Origin of the sequence: Actinoplanes sp. NPDC051851, from assembly GCF_040681165.1 — a bacterium.
In the GTDB taxonomy this organism is placed as follows: domain Bacteria; phylum Actinomycetota; class Actinomycetes; order Mycobacteriales; family Micromonosporaceae; genus Actinoplanes.
This window is the reverse complement of the sequence record NZ_JBFAYF010000001.1, coordinates 115,652-133,645: the sequence shown is the minus strand read 5'-3', so window position 1 is coordinate 133,645 and position 17,994 is coordinate 115,652. Positions and strand designations below refer to the sequence as shown.

16 protein-coding genes are annotated in these 17,994 nt (G+C 70.5%); 2 read left to right on the top strand and 14 right to left on the bottom strand.

The window, feature by feature from the left end:
• Positions 1-49: 49 nt before the first annotated feature.
• Positions 50-1,633 carry an MDR family MFS transporter gene (locus AB0M08_RS00605; protein WP_364486100.1) on the bottom strand — a complete coding sequence of 528 codons (1,584 nt, stop codon included), beginning with the start codon at positions 1,631-1,633 and terminating at the stop codon, positions 50-52.
• Complete coding sequence (locus AB0M08_RS00600; protein WP_364486097.1) at positions 1,630-2,112, bottom strand: MarR family winged helix-turn-helix transcriptional regulator; 483 nt, start codon at positions 2,110-2,112, stop codon at positions 1,630-1,632. Before AB0M08_RS00600 ends, AB0M08_RS00605 begins: the two co-directional genes overlap by 4 nt.
• A 106-nt stretch (positions 2,113-2,218) precedes the next feature.
• Here AB0M08_RS00600 and AB0M08_RS00595 point away from each other — a divergent pair, with 106 nt between their 5' ends.
• Positions 2,219-2,827: a TetR family transcriptional regulator gene (locus AB0M08_RS00595; protein ID WP_364486094.1), complete on the top strand. Its 609-nt coding sequence runs from the start codon at positions 2,219-2,221 to the stop codon at positions 2,825-2,827.
• Between the two features lie 80 nt (positions 2,828-2,907).
• On the opposite strand, the gene AB0M08_RS00590 is transcribed toward AB0M08_RS00595, so the two are convergent.
• The gene (locus AB0M08_RS00590; RefSeq protein WP_364486091.1) at positions 2,908-4,383 is read right to left on the bottom strand and encodes a cellulose binding domain-containing protein; all 1,476 of its coding nucleotides are present in this window, start codon (positions 4,381-4,383) and stop codon (positions 2,908-2,910) included.
• Between the two features lie 100 nt (positions 4,384-4,483).
• The gene (locus tag AB0M08_RS00585; RefSeq protein ID WP_364486088.1) at positions 4,484-5,041 is read right to left on the bottom strand and encodes a helix-turn-helix domain-containing protein; all 558 of its coding nucleotides are present in this window, start codon (positions 5,039-5,041) and stop codon (positions 4,484-4,486) included.
• A 90-nt stretch (positions 5,042-5,131) separates the two neighbouring features.
• Here AB0M08_RS00585 and AB0M08_RS00580 point away from each other — a divergent pair, with 90 nt between their 5' ends.
• Positions 5,132-5,890, top strand: a complete 759-nt coding sequence (locus AB0M08_RS00580; protein ID WP_364486085.1) for a dienelactone hydrolase family protein — start codon at positions 5,132-5,134, stop codon at positions 5,888-5,890.
• On the opposite strand, the gene AB0M08_RS00575 is transcribed toward AB0M08_RS00580, so the two are convergent.
• The 10 genes from AB0M08_RS00575 to AB0M08_RS00530 form a co-directional block, all read right to left on the bottom strand.
• The gene (locus AB0M08_RS00575; protein WP_364486082.1) at positions 5,883-6,233 is read right to left on the bottom strand and encodes a hypothetical protein; all 351 of its coding nucleotides are present in this window, start codon (positions 6,231-6,233) and stop codon (positions 5,883-5,885) included. The two genes, AB0M08_RS00580 and AB0M08_RS00575, sit on opposite strands and share 8 nt — an antisense overlap.
• A gap of 16 nt (positions 6,234-6,249) precedes the next feature.
• Positions 6,250-7,875, bottom strand: a complete 1,626-nt coding sequence (locus tag AB0M08_RS00570) for a polysaccharide deacetylase family protein (RefSeq protein ID WP_364486079.1) — start codon at positions 7,873-7,875, stop codon at positions 6,250-6,252.
• Positions 7,875-9,080: a UDP-N-acetylglucosamine 2-epimerase (non-hydrolyzing) gene (gene wecB / locus AB0M08_RS00565; RefSeq protein ID WP_364486076.1), complete on the bottom strand. Its 1,206-nt coding sequence runs from the start codon at positions 9,078-9,080 to the stop codon at positions 7,875-7,877. The genes AB0M08_RS00570 and wecB overlap by 1 nt, the downstream gene beginning before the upstream one ends.
• 43 nt (positions 9,081-9,123) lie before the next feature.
• A complete protein-coding gene (locus AB0M08_RS00560; RefSeq protein ID WP_364486073.1) occupies positions 9,124-10,452 on the bottom strand; it encodes a glycosyltransferase in 1,329 nt (442 codons plus the stop codon).
• Positions 10,453-10,803: 351 nt separating this feature from the next.
• The gene (locus tag AB0M08_RS00555; RefSeq protein ID WP_364486070.1) at positions 10,804-11,634 is read right to left on the bottom strand and encodes a hypothetical protein; all 831 of its coding nucleotides are present in this window, start codon (positions 11,632-11,634) and stop codon (positions 10,804-10,806) included.
• Between the two features lie 99 nt (positions 11,635-11,733).
• On the bottom strand, positions 11,734-12,360 hold the full coding sequence (locus AB0M08_RS00550) for an ATP/GTP-binding protein (RefSeq protein ID WP_364486067.1): 627 nt from the start codon (positions 12,358-12,360) through the stop codon (positions 11,734-11,736).
• Positions 12,338-12,799, bottom strand: a complete 462-nt coding sequence (locus AB0M08_RS00545; RefSeq protein ID WP_364486064.1) for a DUF742 domain-containing protein — start codon at positions 12,797-12,799, stop codon at positions 12,338-12,340. Before AB0M08_RS00545 ends, AB0M08_RS00550 begins: the two co-directional genes overlap by 23 nt.
• On the bottom strand, positions 12,796-13,242 hold the full coding sequence (locus AB0M08_RS00540) for a roadblock/LC7 domain-containing protein (protein ID WP_089295051.1): 447 nt from the start codon (positions 13,240-13,242) through the stop codon (positions 12,796-12,798). The genes AB0M08_RS00545 and AB0M08_RS00540 overlap by 4 nt, the downstream gene beginning before the upstream one ends.
• The gene (locus AB0M08_RS00535; RefSeq protein WP_364486060.1) at positions 13,239-16,433 is read right to left on the bottom strand and encodes an ATP-binding protein; all 3,195 of its coding nucleotides are present in this window, start codon (positions 16,431-16,433) and stop codon (positions 13,239-13,241) included. Before AB0M08_RS00535 ends, AB0M08_RS00540 begins: the two co-directional genes overlap by 4 nt.
• A complete protein-coding gene (locus AB0M08_RS00530; protein WP_364486057.1) occupies positions 16,420-17,535 on the bottom strand; it encodes a hypothetical protein in 1,116 nt (371 codons plus the stop codon). Before AB0M08_RS00530 ends, AB0M08_RS00535 begins: the two co-directional genes overlap by 14 nt.
• Positions 17,536-17,994: the final 459 nt, after the last annotated feature.

Below are 17,994 nucleotides of genomic sequence, written 5' to 3'. Positions count from 1 at the left end.
CTCCCGAACCGGGAGCCGCCCTGACTTCTGGAGAGGGAAGGACGAGGCCTTACTTCGCGGTGGTGGCCAGCTCGGGCTCCGCGGCGGCGGCCGGGGCCAGGTCGACGGTCGACCGGAGCTTGGCCGGCTTCATCGCGACCGCGGCGATCACGCCGACCACCCCGACGGCGGCCGAGATCAGGAAGATGTGGCCGGTGGCGTCGCCGTACGCGACCCGGACCATGTGCTGGATCGCCTCCGGCAGGCTGCTCAGGTTGAGCACGCTGATCCCGGAGCTCGCCGAGCTCGACGTCGCCGAGCCCGAGGCGGCCAGCTGGGTGGTCATCGAGTCGGCCACCCGGTGGGCCAGCACCGCGCCGAGCACCGAGACACCGATCGTGCCGCCCAGCGAGCGGAAGAACGCGATGGTCGAGCTGGCCGCGCCGATGTCCTTGAGCGCCACGGTGTTCTGCACGGCGAGGACCAGGTTCTGCATCGACATGCCGACGCCCGCGCCGACCAGGAACATGCCGCCACCGACGTACCAGAGAGAGGTGTCGTGGTCGAGGAAGGAGAGCGAGGCGAAGCCGGCGACCAGGATGACCGTGCCGGCCACCACGTACGGCTTGATGTTGCCGCTCTTGGTGATCAGGCGGCCGGCCACGGTCGAGGCGAGCGCCAGGCCGAACATCATCGGGATGGTCAGCAGGCCGGCCTCGGTCGGGCTGTAACCGCGGCCGATCTGGAAGTACTGGCCCAGGAAGACCGCGCCGCCGAACATGGCCATGCCGACCGAGAGGCTGCCGAGGATGGCGAGGGCGGTGGTGCGCTGGCGGACGATCGGCAGCGGCACGACCGGCTCGGCGGCCCGGGACTCGACGAAGGTGGCGAGGCCGAGCAGCACCACGCTGGCGCCGACCATCGCGAAGGTCTGCCAGGAGACCCAGGCGAACGAGTCGTCGACGAACGAGACCCAGATCAGCAGGACGCTGACGCCGGCCGCGATCAGTGAGGCACCCAGGTAGTCGATCTTGACGTTCTCCCGGCGCATCACCGGCAGGTGCAGGGTCTTCTGCAGCACGATCAGCGCGACGATCGCGATCGGCACACCGACGAAGAAGCACCAGCGCCAGCCGAGCGAGCTGTCCACGATCAGGCCGCCGAGCAGCGGGCCGGCCACCGTGGCGAGGCCCATCACGCCGCCGAGGTAGCCGTTGTAGCGGCCGCGCTCGCGGGGCGGGATCATCGCGGCGATCGCGATCTGGACCAGCGCCTGCACGCCGCCCATGCCGAGACCCTGGAAGGCCCGGGCGGCGATCAGCTGCTCGGTGTTCTGGGTCAGGCCGGCGATGATCGAGCCGAGCACGTAGACCACGATCGAGATCTGGACCAGCGTCTTCTTGCTGTACAGGTCGGCGAGCTTGCCCCAGATCGGGGTGGTGGCGGTCGCGGTCAGCAGGGTCGCGGTGACCACCCAGGTGTACTGGGTCTGCGAGCCGTTCAGGTCACCGATGATGGTCGGCAGCGCGGTGGAGACGATCGTCGAACTGGACATCGCGACGAAGAGCACGAGCAGGAGGCCGGAGAGCGCCTCCATGATCTGCCGGTGCGTCATCGCCCCGGGTTCGGTACGGGTGGTGGTTGGGGCGCTCATCGCGCTGCCTCCAGTTCGGATGCGTGGGTGTGCTGGTCGATGAGGTCGCGGGCGAAGCGCTGGAGCGCCGCCGCGAAGTCGGTGACCTCCTGAGGGGTCCAGTCGTGCAGCGCGTCGGTCAGCCGGCTCTCGTAGTAGCCGTGCGCCGCGCCGAGGACCGCGTACCCCTCGTCGGTCAGGTGGAGCGTGCTGGCCCGGCCGTCGGCGGGGTCCGCGCACCGGGTCACGAGACCGGCGCGGACCAGGGCGGCGACCGCGCGGCTGATGGTCGACGGGTCGAGCACCGAGTCGGCGGCGAGGTCCTTGGCGTGGCAGCCGGCGTCGCCGTGCGCGCGGATCGCCGCGAGGACGCCTACGGTGCCGACCGGGACGGAGGTGAAGGCCGGTGGCCGGCTCTGCTTGAGCAGGCGGATGGCCTTCAGAACCTCGTGCATGGTGGCCAATAGTTCGTGCCGTTCGGTGCTACCCGGGTGCGACATGGGCGCTCCTTGGTTGTGCTTGCTGCATACAACTATCGACCGAGGGTTGCCCACTGTGCAAACTTTCCCGCTGGGAAGTGATGCAGGTCGCCGGTAAGCTCAGCGCATGAGCGCGATCACGTCCGATGCCGAGCCGGGCCTGCGGGAGCGCAAGAAGGCGGCGACCCGCCAAGCCCTGCACGAAGCCGCGGTGCGCCTGCTGATGGAGCACGGCCCGGAGAAGCTCACCGTCGAGGCGATCGCCGACGAGGCCGGCGTGTCACGGCGAACGTTCTCGAACTACTTCGCCAACAAGGACGAGGCGCTCTTCCACGGCGAGGTCACCCGGATGCGGCAGCTCGCCGCGATGCTCCGGAGCCGTCCGGCGGAGGAGGCGCCGTGGGCCGCCCTCTGCGCGGCCGCCGAGGACTTCTGCCGCCAGGTCGGCGAGCTCGACCCGGAGTGGTTCGCCCGCAGCCGGATGATCCGTGCGCACCCGTCGCTCCTCGCGGCGCAGATCCAGACCTTCGCCGCGATGGAGCGCGAGCTCTCCGCGGAGGTCGCGGCCCGTCTGGGGCCTTCCGAGACCTCTCCGGTACGCGCACGGCTGATGTCGGCGACGTTCCTGGTGGTGCTCCGCGTCTCGCTGACCATCTGGCTGGAGCACCCGGCGGACGTGCACTACTGGGACCTGGCCCGCGAGTCGCTCGCCGAGGCGGGCCGCGGGTTCGCCTGACCCGCCACACGACGAAGAGCGGCCCCGGGGAGCGGATCCCCGGGGCCGCTCTCGCTTGGCGGCCGGAAGGTCGGTGTGGGTCAGCCGGTGAAGCCCGCGAAGATCTTGGAGAACTCGAAGGCGGTCTGGCTGATGTTGGTGCACTGGAACAGGGCGCCCGAGCAGGCGTTCTTGTCGCGGTGCATCTCCCAGAACGAGACGAACCCGACGTGGTTGGTGTTCGCGAAGGTGACCAGGTCCTTGGCGTCGCTCTGGGTGAAGGTGCCGCTGTCGTCGTTCCGGCCGATCATCGGGGTGACGCCGACCATCGTGAAGGCGGCCGCGTCGCTGTTGCCGTAGATCGACTTGATCTGGTCCTTGGTGGATTTCACCGCGGCGATCGCCAGGTCACCGTAGTCCTGGCCGGAGCGGCCGTAGTCCATCGCCATGATGTTGACCAGGTCCAGGTCGACGCCGGCGCTCTTGGCCGACTTCACCACGCCGAGGCCGTCCGCGGTCAGCCCCTCCGGCAGCACCGGCAGGGTCAGCGAGATCTTCAGGCCCGGGTTGGCCTTCTGCAGCGCGGCGAGCGCGGTCGAGCGGCGGGCGATCGAGGCACTGTCGGCCACCGCCGCGCCCTCGATGTCCAGGTCGATGTAGTTCAGGTCGTACGCGTCGACGACGGCCTGGTACTCGGCCTGCAGGGCGGTGGCCGAGGTGCACGCCGAGGCGAGCTCGATGCCGGTGGCGCCGCCGAACGAGACCTTCACGTCGCCGCCGGCCGCCCGGACCGCGCTGATCTGGTCGGCGAACTGCTTCTCCCGCGGGTCGTACGCGCCGAACCAGCTGGCCTTGCAGCCCGAGCTGGTGACGAAGGCCAGGCTGAAGGACTTCACGTCGCCGCCGGCGGCGAGCGAGGAGAGCGTCGTGGCGCCGCTTCCGAGCAGACCCATGTCGACGTACGGGGCGACCAGGACGCTCGACGACGACCCGCTGGTGCTGGTCGCGGTCGCCGTCGCGGTGGCGGTCGCGGTCTTCGTGGCGGTGGCCGTCGCGGTGGCGGTCGCCGTCGCGGTGGCCGTGGCGGTCTTGGTGGCGGTGGCGGTGGCGGTCGCCGTGGGCGTGGCGGTCGCGGTCCTCGTGGTCGTGGGGGACGTGGTCGCGCCCGCGCCGCCGGTGCAGGACGCGCCGTTGATCGTGCAGCTGGTGGGGCTGCCGCTGCCGCTGACGATGAATCCGAAGTCGACGGTCGCGCCGGGCGCGATGCCGCCGTTCCAGCTCGCGTTCGTCGCGGTCTCCACCGAGCCCGCCGTGGTGATCGTGGTGTTCCAGAAGCTGCCCAGCTTGGCGGTGGTGGGCAGGCCGAAGACGAGCTGCCAGCCGTCGACCGTGGCGCCGGTGCCGTTGGTGATCGTGTAGTGCCCCTGGTAGCCCGTACCCCAGTCGCTGTCCTTGGCGAACGAGGCGGTGAGGCTGCCGGTGCTGGTGGTGGCAGCGACCGCCGCGCCGATGCCGCCGCCGACCGCGAGCAGGGCGGCCGACGAGTAGATGGCGAGCCGCAGACGGCTGCGTTGCATAGCGGGGACTCCGATCGAGGGGGAATTCGACGGAGCCGATCTTTCTGGGTGGATGGCTTAACGTTCTCCGGTAGGAGCCTTAAACATCCTTAAATGTCGTTCACCGGGTCGCGAGACCGCCGACGACCAGTGCCAGCTGGCGGCGCCAGGCGTGCGGGTCGGCGGCGTGCTGGGTCACCCCGGCGTTCGCCATCATCACCAACCAGAGGTCGTGCCGGGTGAAGTCGGAGCGCAGCCGGCCGGCTCGCTGGGCCCGGGTGATCACGTCGGCGGCGCGCTGCTGCACGGTGGCCCGGAGCGCGGCGAGCCGTTCGTCGTCGTCGAAGTCGGTGGTGACCAGCAGCTCCGCCAGCCCGCGGTCGGTGGCCTGCAACTCGCAGACCCGGGTGAGGTATCCGATGAAGGCGGCCCACGCGTCGGGGTGCTCGCAGGCCTGGTCGGCGAGGCGGACCGCGGCGGTGAGGTGGCTGGCGAAGACCTCGGCGATCAGGTGGCGACGGCTGGGGAAGCGCCGGTACAGGGTGGCGTTGCCGACACCGGCCCGGCGCGCGATCTCGTCCAGGGACGCGTCGAGTCCCTGCTCGGCGAAGACCTCGCGAGCCGCGGTGAGTAGGGCGGCTCGGTTCCGTCGGGCGTCCGCACGCAGCCGGGTGGCCATGCGCCACAGAATACGACGTTCTGGGGGAAAGATTCCGCAGCGATGCTACGGTCCCCCACGATCTTGAAAAAAGGTGTGGGAGGTACGGCTGTGCAACAGAATTCGCTGAACGTTCCGGCGGCTGACGGGCTCGCCGACGCGTACTTCGTGAAGCCGGACGGCCCCGGGCCGTTCCCGGCCGTCCTGATGTTCATGGACGCCTTCGGTGTCCGGCCGCGGATGCGGGAGATGGCCGACCGGGTGGCCGAGCGCGGCTACGCGGTGCTGTTGCCCAACCTCTTCTACCGGAGCGCGGCGAGCCCGCTGATCGACCCCGAGGAGCTCACCGACCCGGAGCGCCGCGGCGCCGCGTTCGCGAAGCTCGGCCCGATGATGCAGGCGCTCACCGCGGACCGGCTGGTCGCCGACGCCACGGCGTACCTCGACTTCCTCGCCGCGCAGGAGGGCGTCGCCGCCGGTCCCGCCGCGGTGATCGGCTACTGCATGGGCGGCCGCAACGGGCTGATCGCGATCGCGGCGCTGCCCGGGCGGATCACCGCGCTGGGCAGCTTCCACGCCGGCCGGGTCGTCACCGAGGACCCGGGCAGCCCGCACCTGGCGGTCGGCTCGATCACCGGCGAGGTGTACTTCGGGCACGCCGACAACGACGGCTCGATGACCCCGGACCAGATCAAGGCGCTGGAGGAGGCGCTGGCCGAGGCCGGCGTGACCTACACGTCCGAGCTGTACGAGGGCGCCCCGCACGGCTTCACCATGTCCGACACCGCGATGTACCACGAGGAGGGCGAGAAGCGGCACTGGGCGGCGGTCTTCGCCCTGCTGGAGAGGGCCCTGCCCACCATCAATTGAGGTAGAGGCCGGGGAAGAACCGGTCGATCGCGGTGACGTCGTAGACGTGGCGTACCTCGTTGATCCGGTTCTCCTCGACGCCGAGGAACTCCACGAGCCTCGCCGTGCCGAACGGCCCGGCGAGGTCGTAGATCAGCGCGGAACCGTCGATCGCGTCGGTCCGCGCGACCACCGTGACGCCGTCCGCGAAGGCCGCGACCCGGTGCAGCACCTGAAGCATCTCCTCGTCGTCGACCGGGGCGTCGAAGTTCCACTCGACCTCGACGTCCACGGTCATCAGCTTCCGGGCCGAGGCCAGGTCGTCCGAGGTCCAGGATCGGACCCAGAAGTCCACGACGTCCACGATGGTCTCCCTCTGATCAGCCGTTGAGTACGGCGTCGGCGCTGACGAAGGAGTACCCGGCCGCCTTGATGCCGGTGATCAGCTCCTTCAGGTAATCCGTGCCGAGGTACGGGTGGTAGAAGAAGCTGGCCAGCCCGTCCCGGACCACCAGGTTCCGTTCGGCCGAGGCGATGATGTCGGCGGGCAGCCGGACCGGGTGGTTGTTGAACGCCTCCGGCTCGACGTTGCCGATGTTCTCCGGTACGACCACCGACCCGTAGACGTCCCGCACCGGGTACGGGAAGAACTGCCCGAACTGCCGGGTGTAGTCGTACTTCCCGCCGGCCAGCACCCCGGGGAAGTAGAGCCCGCGGTCGTAGCGCTTGCCGAAGAGGGTGTCGACCGCCCGGTAGTCGGCGGGACCGGCGGCGTAGTGCGGGAACTCGAAGATCTTCGGGGCGCCGAGGCCGGTCGCCGTGAAGAGCGCGCCGGCGGCGACCATCCGGCTGGTCGCCCACGTCGTGGAGTCCTCGGCGACCGGGCCGTCGTAGATCACGTTGTCGTTCGCGTCCACGTGCGCCCGGTAGAACTCGAAGTCGTTCGCGCTGACCCCGTCGTACGGGTTCGCCACCGAGCCGTACTGGTGCGTGTAGCCGTGCATGATCAGCGTGCCGCCCTTGGACCGGGCGTACCGGAGGGCGGCGACCACCTTGGGTTTCGAGGCGAGCGTGTAGTCCTGGGCCTTGCCGTTGCCCACGCCCTTCGGGTCCCGGAAACGCGGGTAGACGGCGATGCTGAACGGCACGTTCTGCGCGGCCAGGTAGTCGACGGTGGCGCGCAGCGCGTCCGGGTCGGCGTCCGGGCCGACGTCCTCCAGCCGGATCAGGGCCCGGTGCCGTTCGCGGCCGCCGTCGCCCAGGGTGTCGAAGAGCAGGTCGGCGAAGGCCAGGTAGCGGTCGTCGTGCGAGACGTACGCGTACGGGATCTCGCCGATGTAGGTCAGGTTGCCCGCGGTGACCGCCCAGGGGAACGTGGTGCCGTCCGCGCGGACCGCGGTGGCCAGCGTCGTGACCTTGGTGTCGTCGCTGATCGCCAGGTTCATGATCCCGGCCTTGTTGTCGCTGCCCCGGGTCAGCTTCCGGCCCTTGTAGCGGACCTCGGTGACGTCGGCGAAGTCGAACGCGCCGCTGGCGAAGCCGTACCTCGCGGTGAAGCCGTCCCGGGCGGCGAGCTGCCAGATGTTGTCGTAGACCCAGGTCACCGGTTTGCTGGTGGCGAGCACGTCGGTCAGGAACGCGGCGGGCAGCGGTTCGTCGTACGTGGACCCGAGGTAGACCACCGCGGTGTACGCGTCCAGGTCACCCGACCTGTACCCGGACACCGGCGCCGCGGCCCAGGAGCCGAACCGGGAGGCGAGGTTCGCGGTCTGGGTGGCGTAGACCTCGCCGAGCCAGCCGTACTCGCCGGTGGTGTCGTAGAGGACCAGGGTCTTGGCGCTGCCGGCACCGGGCCCGCCCTTGCCGGACTTGGCGCCGCCGTTGGTCGTGGTGGTCGCGGCGTCCGCCTCGACCGTGTTCAGCCCGACGGCGGCGATCGCGGCGGCCGCGGCGGTGGTGGCACCGGCGGCGAGCAGGGTCCGGCGGGAGATCGTGGAGGCGAACATCAGGCGACCGCCTCGATCTCGTTCACCGTCGCACCGGTGACCGGCATCGCATCGGGCGCGGTGGCGAGGCCGAGCAGGGCCGCGGTGGCCTGCGCGGTGCGTTCGGCGGCGTGCCCGTCGCCGTACGGGTTGCCGCCCGCGGTCATCGCGTCCCGGCGTACCCGGCTGTCCAGCAGCGCGGACGCCTCGGCGACGATCCTCTCGGTGTCCGAGCCGACCAGCTTGGCGCAGCCGGCGTGCAGCGACTCGACCCGCTCGGTGACGTCCCGCAGCACCAGGGCCGGCACCCCGAACGACGGGGCCTCCTCCTGGATGCCGCCGGAGTCGGTGAGCACCAGGTACGCCTCGGAGAGCAGCCGGGCCAGGTCCGGGTAGGGCAGCGGGTCGGTGACGGTGACCCGGTCCAGCCCGGCCAGCGCGGCGTCGACCTGGGCGCGGACCGCGGGGTTCGGGTGGCTCGGCAGGACCACGTCGATGTCCGGGTAGCCGGCGACCAGGCGGCGGACCGAGGCCAGGATCCGGTCCAGCGGCTCGCCCCACGACTCGCGGCGGTGCGCGGTGACCAGGACCAGGCGGCGGGTGCTGCCGGACCGGGCCGCGGCGACGGCCGGGTTCTCGAACGGCAGCTTCAGGGCGGCGACCGCGAGCGTCGCGTCCACCACGGTGTTGCCGGTGATCAGCACGTCGGACGCCGGGATCTTCTCGTCCAGCAGGTTCATCGCGGCGAGCGGGGTGGGCGCCAGGTGCAGGGACGCGACCTGGGCGACCAGACGCCGGTTGCCCTCCTCCGGGAACGGCGACTCCAGGTCACCGGAGCGCAGGCCGGCCTCGAGGTGGACGACCGGGATGCGCCGCCAGAACGCGGCGAGCGCGCCGGCCAGGCTGGTGGTGGTGTCGCCCTGGACGATCACGGCGGCCGGGGTGCGTACCGACCAGAGCTCGTCGAGCTGCTGGATCATCACGGTGAGCAGCTCGGCCTGGGTGCCGGAGGCGCGGTCGACGTGCAGGGTGATGTCCGGTTCCAGGCCGAAGGCGGTGAGCGCCTGGGTGACCATCGTGGGGTGCTGGCCGCTGGCGAGCAGGACCGGGGTGAGCAGACCGGCCCGGCGCATGGCGACGGCGACCGGGGCGAGCTTGACGGCCTCGGGGCGGGTGCCGCCGATCAGGTGTACTTCGCGAAGAACTGTGCTCTTTTGAAGGGACATGGTCTTCCTCCGGGGGAGTGAGGGAAGGGGTGCCTGTGTGGGCTCAGGCAGCGAGTGCGAGGGGCTCTTCGGCGAGGCGTTCGGTCTTGGCCCAGGCCGAGCGGCCGCTGGCCTGGCGACCGATGGCGCGGTACGTCGCGGCCAGGCCGAGGAGCAGGAACGCGGGGTAGGCGAGGGCGGCGACCAGCATCCGCGGCATCGCCTCGTCGCCGCGCTTGTGCTTGTGGACGAGCGCCCAGACCAGGCCCGGGAAGGTGGTCACCACCAGCCAGACGCCGAGGCTCTCGGCCAGCGCCGCCCAGGTGGGCAGGACGGCGATCGGGTGACCGATGGTCAGCCCGGCGGCACCGGCCGCGCCGGTCACCAGGAGCAGCACGGTGACCGCGGCGTTGGCCCAGGGCGAGACCAGGTAGTGCAGCATCTCGACGAGGCTGGTGCGGCCGATGTTGCCGGAGGCGAAGAGTGAGCCGAGATAGCGGGCGCACTGGATGTTGCCCTGCGCCCAGCGGGTCCGCTGCCGGGTGAGCCGGCGGATGTCGACCACCGCCTGCTGGGTAACCGCGGCGCGCGAGGTGTAGCGGATGGCCACGCCGGAGAGGTGCATCCGCAGGCCCAGCTCGAGGTCCTCGACGAGGCAGCTGGACCAGGGTGCCGAGCCGAGGGCGAGCAGCGTGGAGAGGCGGCTGAACTGGCCGTTGCCGCCGAGGCCGACGGTGTCCAGCGCGTCGCGCATGTTCTGGCAGGCGTCCACGATCGCGCCGAACTCCAGGTCCTGCACCGCGCCGAGGAGCCGGTTGCGGTTGCGGATGCGCACCTGGACCTGGACCGCGCCGACCGCGGTGTCGCCCATCAGCCGGCCGACCTCGACCAGGATGTTGTCGCTGCCCTGGCCGTCGCCGTCGATGATGCCGAGGACCACGTGCTCCGGGCGGACGCCGTCCAGGGCGGTGCGCTGGGCGATGAAGCGGTAGGCGGCGTTCAGCGCCTCGCCCTTGCCCTGGCGGGCTTCGGGCAGATCACGGCGCATGATGTGCAGGCGCGGGTGGTCGATGGCGGCGAGCACTTCCGGCGTACGGTCGTCCGAACCGTCGTCGACCACCAGGACCCGGGTCAGGGTGCCCGCCGGGCCGCGGAGCCGGAGCGCCGCGGTGACCGTGTTGGCGACGACCGCCTCCTCGTTGAGCGCCGGCACGATGATCCAGAAGTGCCGGGGCCGTCCACCGCCGCCGGCGAGTGCCCGGTTGACGACGGCGGCCCGGTGGATGCCGCGGTACCGGACCGCGAACCAGACCAGGATGACAGTGGAGAGCGGCCAGGCCAGCAGGACCGCGTACCCCGCGATCGCGATGAGCCAGCCGTTCGATGCGGACATCGCCATCCCCCGTCCCAGTCACTTGGAGTGAGAATCCCGGAGTGCGGTGGGCCGCGCTCCCGGACGTAATAGGACATTAAGGTGCTACGGAGCGTCACTCAAGGGTGGCGAACGGGTTGGGGTCGGAGAGTGTCCGAAAGGGCCATCCCAGACATCTCAGGCGGCGCTGACCGGGCGAAACGGGACGCGAATCGCCCGATTCGTAGGGGTTGGCAGCTAATTCGGGGCGCAATGGAGCGACTGCGGAGCGTAGTTATACGGCGCGAAGTCGATCGGTTACGGAAAGTGAAGAAGCGGCCACCCTGAGGGCGGCCGCTCCGGGGAGTGACGGGTCGTGACGGGAGTGCCGGGTTACTGCTGGGTGTTGTCGAGCAGGGTGGGGTCGTTGCGCAGCATGGCGGCGAGGCGGCGGGCGGCCTGCTCGGTCTCCTCCGGGCGCTCGGCCTGGAACGGGATCGGGTTCGCCAGCGGCTCCAGGGTGGGCCGGGGCTCCGGCGGCGCCGTCGGCTCGGCGTGCTGAGCAGTGAACGGCGCCGGGGCGGCGAACGGCGGCTGCTCGGGGTGCTGCAGCGGCGGCGCGTACGGGCTGTGCTGCTGCGGTGGAGCGTACGGGGAATGAGAAGCGTGCGGAACGGCCGGAGGAGGCGCCGCGGCGAACGGGTGCGGTGCCGGGGTAGCCGGCGGGGCCGAAGCCGGAGCCGGAGGCGCCGAGCGCGGCGCCGAGACGAACGGGCGCTCCGCGGTCGGGGGTTCCGGGGCCGGTTCGTGGTACTCGTAGTCGGTCGGGCCGAACCGATCCTGGTCGTCGTGACTGCCCCGGGGCGGTGGCGACGACGGCGGCCGGACGGGAGGCTGGTAGGCGTCCTCGACCGGCTCGTCGGGATCGATGTCGAAATCGGCGTGCCGCGGCGCGGTCTCCCCGGCCACCCGGTTCGCCACCCGATTGTCCGCGTTCACCTGGACCACGCCGTCCACGAACGCGAAGTGCAGCAGCACCGGGTCGCCGGCGCCCTCGACGCCGACCGTGACCCCCAGATGGGGGTTGCGGGAGACCACTCCCGCGATCGCCTCGACCAGCTCGGTCACCGCCGGCGGAGTGCTCGGGCTCTCGCCGGTGGCGCGCCTCCGCAACTCGTCGCGGCGGGCTAGCTTGTCGAGCGCGTCGTCAAGTCCGCCTCGCACGTCCCTGTCCTCATTCCTCGCGCGGTCGCCCGGTTACCCACTCTGCCCCTTCCCGGGCCTTTTTGGGAATCCTGTGAACCGGGCGACCCGCCGCACAATCTACGACTTCATCCGGATCGCCTTGTCGAGTGCCTGGTCGAGCACCACGAGCAGGGCGTCCCGGACAGAAGCACGGAAACGGGCGTCGAAAGAGATCACCGGAACGTCATCGCGTACGGCGAGAGCCCAGCGGACCTCGTCGAGGTTGTAGCCCATCTCGCCGTTGAACGTGTTCACGCCGACCACGAACGGCAGGCCGGCCCGCTCGAAGTAGTCGACCGCGGGGTAGCAGTCGTCGATGCGGTTGGTGTCCACCACCACGAGAGCGCCGAGCGCGCCCTTGACGAGGTCGTCCCACATGAAGGCGAACCGGGTCTGGCCCGGCGTGCCGAAGATGTAGAGCTTCAGCGTCTGGTCGATGGTGAGGACGCCGAAGTCCATCGCGATCGTGGTGGTGGTCTTCATGGTGGCTTGGCCGGGGTTGTCGATGCCCACCGACGCGGAGGTCATCTCGGCCTCGGTGGTCAGCGGGGAGATCTCCGAGATGGCGCCGACGGTCGTCGTCTTACCCACCCCGAAGCCGCCGGCCACGATGATCTTTACCGGGACCGGCGCCTTCTTGGGCGCGGGTGCGCCGGGTATGCGCGCGGTACCGACGACGCGGTTAGCTGATGGATCGAAGTCCACGGATCACTCGCATGATGGTCTCGGGGTCGGGGGTGTCGTTTTCCAGCACGTGGACGTCCACCTGACCGGTGGCGCGCAGGTCCCCGACCAGGATCTGAACCACGCCCAAATGCAGTTTCAAGCGCGCGGAGATCTCGGCGACAGAGATCGGGCTCTCCTGACAGAGAGACACGATCGCCCTGGTTTCCGGAGAAAGCCGGGACGGCGGCGCACCCTGCACCACCGTCACCTGAGTCTCCATACCGATGTCGGGGTCTCCTCCATCGGTCCGCCCGGCCGTGATGACGAACGGGCGCAGAGTGTTGGTCGATGTCTCGACCGGCGGGTTTTCCCCGGTGGGGGTGTATCCGCCGGTCGAGTGCTTCGGACCGGATTGCAGGAAGGGCCGGACTCCGGGGCGCGCCGGAGCAACCGGTTCGTCGGGGTCCGGGTAGGTCATTGCTGAACGGCGTTCTTCAGCTCGGCGATGAGGCGCGGGCTCAGGGCGCCGCCGGCCCGCGTCGCGAAGAGCGTCATCTCGTACGCCAGGGTGCCGAGGTTCGCGGTCCGGTCGGCGATCACGCCGAGCACCGAGCCGGCGCTGATCGCGGTGACCAGGAGGTACCCGTCGGCCATGTCGATGATGACGCGGTTCAGCGCGCCCAGCCGGTACCAGCTGGCGGCACCACCCGCGAGGCTGGTCAGACCGGAGACGACCGCCGCGAGACGCTCGGCGTTGGGCCGGTCCTTGATCGCGGACATCGCCATCAGCAGACCGTCCGAGGAGACAGCGATGGCCTCGATGACGCCCGCTGTACCGGACGTGAAGGAGTCGAGCAGCCAGTTGAAGGTTTTGGCTTCGGCGCTGAGCTGACTTTGCGCGGTGGGGTAGGGGGAAGTCATCGCGGTTGTCCCTCGTGTTGTGGCTGAGTTTCATTCAGAGCGAGTGCGACGCCGTACTCGAACTGATCCATCAGTGCTCGGGCCGCCTCCGGGTCCAACTGGGCCGGAGCCGGCGGGAGGATCGGTTGGTGTGGCTCGTCGCGGGGCAGGGTGGCGCCCGGTACGCGACGAGTCAGACCGCCACCGCCGTTGGTAGGCGGTGCGGGCGGAGCCGGGACGGCCGCCGGCGCTGGCGTGTCCCACTGCGGCTGCTGTACGGATTCGGGGGCGGGGACGTTCCACTGAGCCGTGGGGGTCGGCTCGGGGATGTTCCACTGAGCGGCCGGAGCGGGCTCCGGGATATTCCACTGCGTCGCCGGAGCGGGCTCCGGGACGTTCCATTGTGGCGCGATCGGCGCCGGCATCGCCACCTCGGCGTTGCCCGTGTCCCACTGCGACTGGGCACGGCTGACGCCGTCCTCGAACGCGTCGAACGCGGCGCGGGCGGCCAGCGCGTCGTCCTGCGACGGCGCCGGGGCGTGCTGCTTGGGACCGGAGTCCGCCGGCAGCTGGCTGCCCGGGACACGCCGGCGCAGCGGGGCGCCGGCGTTGTCCGGCCGGGGCGTCACGACCGGCTCCGGCGCGGCCGGCATCGCGGTCGCGGCGGCCGAGTAGCCGTTGTCGTGCGAGTAGCCCGAGCCGTTCGAGTAGCCGTTGTCGCCGCCGCGCTGCTGCGGTGCGGGCTCGGGGTAGCCGGCTGCGGCCATCGGCGCCTCCACGGCGGCGGGGGCCGGAGTGTTCCAGACCGGCTGAGCGGGGACGACCGCCGCCGGCTCGTTCCACACCGGCGCGGTCGGCTGTGCGGAGGGCAGCTCCGGCAGTGCGGCCGGGACGCGGCCGGCCACCGGGATGCCCGAGTCGTACGGGTGCGCCGGCTCCGGCTGGCGGTACGGCGAGCTCGGCTCCTGGTACGCGATCCCCGGCGAGTACACCGGCTCGGCGTCGTAGACCGGCTGACCGGCGTACGGGTCGGACTCGACCGGGCGGCCGGCGACCGGACCCGGGCCGAACGCGTTCCAGGACGGCACCGACTCCAGCGTCCGGGTGGCCCGGTTCAGCACGTTCGGGTCGAACGGCTGCTGGCTGCCGGGGACGGTCCGGACCGCGGTGCTGGCGATCGCCACCTCGGCGGTGTTGCCGCGCAGCGCGCCGCTGATCGAGGAGACCGGCGCGTTCACCGGCGCGGCCGGGTACTGCGCCGAGACCGGCTGGACGATCCGCTGGGAGGTCTCCGGCGGGGCGAGCTGCGGAGCGGACATGGCGACCGGGGCCGCCAGGCTCTCCACCCGGGCGATCAGGTGCTGCGGGCTCAGGTCGATCCAGGCCGTGACACCGCCGTCCGGGGTGTCGGTGAGGGTGATCTCGATGCCGTGCCGGCGGGCCAGACGGCCGACCACGAAGAGGCCGAGAACCTCGGTGGGCGCCAGATCCAGGCGCTCACGGCGGGTCAGCCGGGCGTTCTCCTCGGCCAGTCGCTCCGGGGCCAGGCCCAGGCCGTGGTCGATGAGGGCGACCCGGGCGCCGCCGCGCAGCTCCTCGGCGGAGACCGTGACGGTGGTGTGCGGCGGGGAGAACGTGGTCGCGTTCTCCAGCAGCTCGGCCAGGAGCAGGGTCAGGTCGGCCAGGACGGCCGGGACCACGACGATCTCCTCCGGGATGTCCACCTCGACGCGGGTGTAGTCCTCGATCTCACCGAGGGCGAGGCGTACCACGTCGGAGAGGGGCAGCGGTGCCATGTGCTCGTTCGCACCGGCGCCACCGGAGAGCACGACCAGCGCGGACGCGTTCCGGCGCAGACGGCTGGACATGTGGTCCAGGCGGTACAGCTCGCGGAGGCGGTCACTGTCGGTCTCCCGGCGTTCCAGGGAGTCGATCAGGGAGAGCTGACGACCGACCAGGTTCTGCGTACGCCGTCCGACGTGCCCGAACATCTGGGCGACGTTGCGGCGGCCGAGCACCTGACGCTCCACCAGCCGGGCGGCGGTGGTCTGCACCCGGTCGAACGCGCGGGCCAGGTCGCCGATCTCGTCCTGGGCCTCGACGTCGACCGGGTCGAGGCGGATCGGGCGTACCTGAGCCTCGGCCTCGTCGTCGGCCACCCGCTCGAGCTCGGCCTCGGCGGCACGGGCGATGCGGTCGGCGGAGACGGTCAGACGGCGCAGCGGCCGGGCGACCGCACGGGCCATGAAGATCGAGAGCGTGACCACCAGGATCAGCAGCAGCAGCGCGCCGCCACCGATGAAGGACGCCTGCCGGATGGCGCTCTCCTGGTTGTTGGTCACCGTGATGTCCACGTCCTTGGCCACGCGCTTCTCGACGAAGCCACCGAGGACCATGACGGACTGCAGCGACGGGAAGAGCCGCTTGATCTGGAGGTTGGCCAGCGCGGTCGTCGGGTTGCTGGAGAGCGCGTTGGTGAACTCCGAGCCGACCCGGGACTGGAACGCCTCCTGGGTGCTCAGGTAGAGCTTGTACTGCGAGTCGGTGAAGTAGCCCTTGGACGACGTGATGATCGCGGTGACCTGGGCGAACGTCGAGGAGAACTCGCTCAGCAGCAGGCTGCTGGTCTTCGGGTTCGACTTGTTCACCACGGCGATCGCGAGGTAGCAGGCCGCCTGGCTGATCAGGTCGTCGGAGCGCATCGAGCGTTCCAGGGCGTACACCTGCTGGCCGACGCCGGTGGTCAGGTCGGCGTGGTCGCTGAGCCCGAGGCCGTCGATGATCGGCGTGATCACGTTGGTGAAGTCGTCGACGACGTCGGGCGCGGTGATCGAGTAGCTGAGCACGTTGGCCCGGGTGCTGTTCAGCTTGCCGGCCAGGATGACCGCGCGGCGCAGCGCCGACGGCAGCTCGATCTCACTGTTCAGCAGGCCGGCGACCTTGTCGGCCGCTTCGGCGCTCTGCACCACCAGGGTGGGCTTGTCGACCAGGCCGAGCCGGAAGCCGACCGAGAGCAGACGCTCCTCCTGCAGCTCCAGGATGGCCGAGCTGACCCGGGTGGCCAGCTGGACGGTGTCCGAGGTGGCGCCGGCCGTACGGGCCGCGTCGATACGGTTGTAGATGATCGGCACCGTCAGCGCCAGGACGCCGAGAAGGGGCACGAGTACCAGCAGGGCGAGCTTGCCCAGGATGCGGAACTTACCGAAGAGCACCGGAACGCTCCCGCCCGTTGGCGCCGTCACCGTAGTTGGGGATGTCGCCGTACGCCGACGACGGCTGCCCGTACGTGCCGCCGCCGGACGGCTGTGCCGCGGCGCGGTCGGCCTGCACCGAGACCTCGCGGGACGGGTCGTTCGAGGTGGCGCCCGGCCCGCCGGTCTGGCGGCCGCGGCCGCGGGACCAGACGGTGGCCAGGAAGACCAGGATCACCGCGACGCCGAACAGGGCGTACGCCTCGAACTGCCGGTAGGTCAGCGTGTCCGACCGGTCGTCGAGCAGACCGGAGATCTCCTTGAGGGTGACGCCGGAGAGTGCGTTCAGTGCGGTCTGCAGCGTGCTCTGCGCGGTCACCAGGGTGGAGACGTCGGGATTGCCGCCCGGGTTGGCGCCACGGTTGGCGGCCTCGACACCGCGGCGGAACGAGTCGAGGTTGCTCACCAGGTTGCCGCTGAGGGTGGAACTGCTGGTGTCGTCGACCGCTTCCTGCAGGTTGTCGGTCAGCTCGTTGACCGACTCGGTGACCAGCTGGACGGCGGTGCCGAACTTGATCCGGAGGGCGGCCTGCTGGCTCTTCTTCGCGGCGGCGAGCATGTTCGCCAGGTCACCCATCTGGCTGACCATGGTGACCGTCTCCGGCATCTCGACCGCGGCGGTCTGCTGCAGGAACCAGATGTCGGCGTCGGGGTCGCGGTTCAGCCCCGAGCTCTGCCGGACCGCCTCGTAGAGCGCGAGGGTCAGGTCGGCGACCTCGACGTGCTCGGTGAAGATGGTGTTCGAGTCGCCGGTCACCTTGGGCAGCTTGGCGATCTTGGCAGCCAGGTCGCTCCACCGCTGCTTGGTGCCGAGCGTGTCACCGAGGCGCTCGTCGACGCCCTGCACGCGGGAGACCGCGGCGGTCAGCGAGGCCGGCTCGGCGGCGACGCCCTGCAGCGCCGAGGACTGCGACTCGGCGAGGGCGCTGATCAGGGGCGACAGCGCGGTGAGGTACTCGACACCCTGCTGCTCGAGCTTGATGTCGTCCCGCTGGTTCGAGTTCTCCTCCAGGACACGCAGGAACAACGCTGCGGTCGGCAGCAGGACCAGAACCGTCAGCACCACCGCGAGGGCGGAGCGTAAACGGGTTCGCCGGCTGTTCACCGAGACTGACATTGCTTTCGTCCTCCGCCATGCACACACGCGATGGGCCATTGGGTGGCTACGGAAAGTAGCCGTGCGGGCACACCGATCCGGGTCAATCTATCCGAGAAATCCTCAAGTAACCCCTTTCCAAGGGTCAGAGTTCGCTCGGCTGATCGGGGGATACGCGGCTTTGCGCACCTCGCTGTACCCGGTTCGGGCTGTGGTGGGCATCACGAGCCCGAGGGGGTTCCGGTAACTGAGTGGCAAGTGCCGCGCAGATGGTATCCACACCATGGGCGGGACGTGAATATGAGTTCTACTTCGGATTCGTTACATTCGCGCCACGCCGATATCCACGCAAGGTGCCTGGCCAATCGCGCTGCGGCAACAAATCACGCAGCGTATTTGATCCAATACAAAAAGACGGGCCTCTCC